The organism is Luteibacter sp. P4_E6, assembly GCF_056401535.1.
The window spans coordinates 1-1,967 of the sequence record NZ_JBFUJE010000657.1 but is presented as its reverse complement, the minus strand read 5'-3'; the positions used below and the strand labels follow the sequence as shown (position 1 = coordinate 1,967).

Sequence of the window (1,967 nt, the reverse complement as noted above, 5' to 3'; positions counted from 1 at the left end):
CGGCCTTGGCGCCGTTTTCGCAGAACTGGAAAGTCGAGGTGTGGCTCTTGTCCGGCCATGCGCAACCCGGGCAATCAAAACCGTCGGGCTTGTTGGTGTGGAAAAGCGTGACGGGCGCATCCGGTCCCATCATCTGTTCCGCCACGGCTTTCGCCGTTGCCTTCAGTGCGCCCCAACCGCCTGCCGGGTGACTGTAGGGGCGGATGCCGGGAATGGGCTTGTCGGCCATGGTCATGTCCTTCCACTGTGCGCGCACGGGCTTCGCAAGGCAGTTTGGCGACGCCGTCAGCTGGGGGAGAGGGTCACGTCGCGGGCAAACCGTGGCGACCTGCCGCCACGGCCTTGCCACGTCGAGCACCCATCAGTAGTGGGCGTTTTCCATGTAATGGTCGTACTCGTACCGGTTGATGTTGCCGTCATGGTCGACATCGGCATCGTCAAAGTGCGACTTCAGACCCTCCAGCTTGGGGTACTTCTTCTCGTCGAGTTTGCTGATGTCGTCCCGACTGAGCATGGTCTTGCCTTGGGCAATGTCAGCGAAGGCGGGATATTTCCCGTGGCCATCGGCGAAGGCGGCCAAAGACAGCAGTGATGCGGCGGCCATGGCCGTGGCGAGCAGGAGTGGACGTGCAAAATTCATGGGACCTCCTCAGTGGGAACACTGCCGCGCCAGGTTGCCGGACGCGGTCAGGGTGGTGACGGCACGCGGGATTTGGCGCACCACGGAAACGGCAGTCCTTGCTGGGGGCTGRCTCGCGGTGCAAGAGCCAGCCGTCTCCCGTCAGGGGACCGCGTGCTTGGCTGCCTCTTCAATGAGGTCGGCGACTTCCCGGGGATGGGACTGGTAAACCGAATGGCTGGCGCCCTTGACCTCAATGGTGTGGCTGCCGGCACGCTTGGCGTACATGCGCTCAAGATCCGGATTGATGATGCGGTCAGCGGTGRCCACCGCAAACCAGCTTGGCTTTGACTTCCATGCAGGCACACCGGCAGGCGCGGCAAACACGGACGCGGCAGTCAGGCCCTGCGCATTGGCTTCAAACGTCGCCTGGCTGATGGGCAGGTCGGCGGCAAAGTCAGCGGGATATTTGGCAGGGTCGAGATACAAAAAGCCGTCGGCCGTTCTCTTGATGTCCGGCGTCTGGCTGGTCAGGCTCGGGTACTTCTTGCCGTTGCTCACTTCCGTTTCGCCCTGGTCAAGGGCATGGGCGGCGATGTAGACGAGGCCGACGATTTTGGGGTCATTGCCGACCTCCGTGATGATGGCGCCGCCGTAGCTGTGGCCAACGAGAATGGTGGGGCCGTCTTGCATGTCGACAATGCGTTTGACGGCCGTCACGTCGTCCTGGAACGAGGTCAGGGGATGTTCTGCCACCGAGACGTGGTAGCCATCCTTGACCAGCAGCTCGTAGACAGGTTTCCAGCCGCTGCCGTTGACCCAGGCGCCGTGGACAAGGACGATGTTCTGGACTTTGTCTGCAGCGATGGAAGGGGTGCTGATGCCTGCCGCCAGTGCAAAAGCCAGCAAGACTGCATGATTCGATACGCGGGTCATGGTGTGTCTCCGGTCGAAGAATCGTTCGGGAAAGACCTGGCGGCCCGCACATTCCCGGGCACTGGATGCTCAATGGAGCTGGCGGGGTGGCAGCGGGTTGCGGCGTCATGCGTGCAACCCGCAGCGGCGTCAATCGGTCAGGAACCTTCACCCGATATGATGCCGCGCTTGATGGCGATGCTCACCGCATGAGCCCGGTTGTTCGCGTCCAGTTTGGCCAGGATGTTTGACACGTGATCCTTCACCGTTCCAGCCGATATCCCAAGCTGCTCGGCAATGGCTTTGTTTCCGATTCCTTCGGATATGCCCCGAAGCACGGCCACCTCACGTGGCGTGAGTGCTTCGTCCGAGAAGTGTTGTGCAATTTCAGCAGCCACGGCGGGCGCGACCCGGCGGTGACCGTCAAAGGCAG

Annotated in this window: 3 protein-coding genes and 1 pseudogene; all 4 read right to left on the bottom strand. The window is 62.0% G+C overall.

All coding sequences use genetic code 11. From position 1 onward, the window contains the following. Positions 1-229 (bottom strand): annotated as a pseudogene (locus AC1DT2_RS22050) (CbbBc protein); the annotation flags it as partial. A 132-nt stretch (positions 230-361) separates the two neighbouring features. Next, positions 362-640, bottom strand: coding sequence for a hypothetical protein (locus AC1DT2_RS22045; RefSeq protein ID WP_477298748.1), 279 nt, complete (start codon positions 638-640; stop codon positions 362-364). A gap of 141 nt (positions 641-781) precedes the next feature. Continuing rightward, on the bottom strand, positions 782-1,555 hold the full coding sequence (locus AC1DT2_RS22040; RefSeq protein ID WP_477298747.1) for an alpha/beta hydrolase: 774 nt from the start codon (positions 1,553-1,555) through the stop codon (positions 782-784). 137 nt (positions 1,556-1,692) lie between these two features. Next, a partial coding sequence (locus AC1DT2_RS22035) for a response regulator transcription factor (RefSeq protein WP_477298745.1) occupies positions 1,693-1,967 on the bottom strand: 275 nt, incomplete at its 5' end.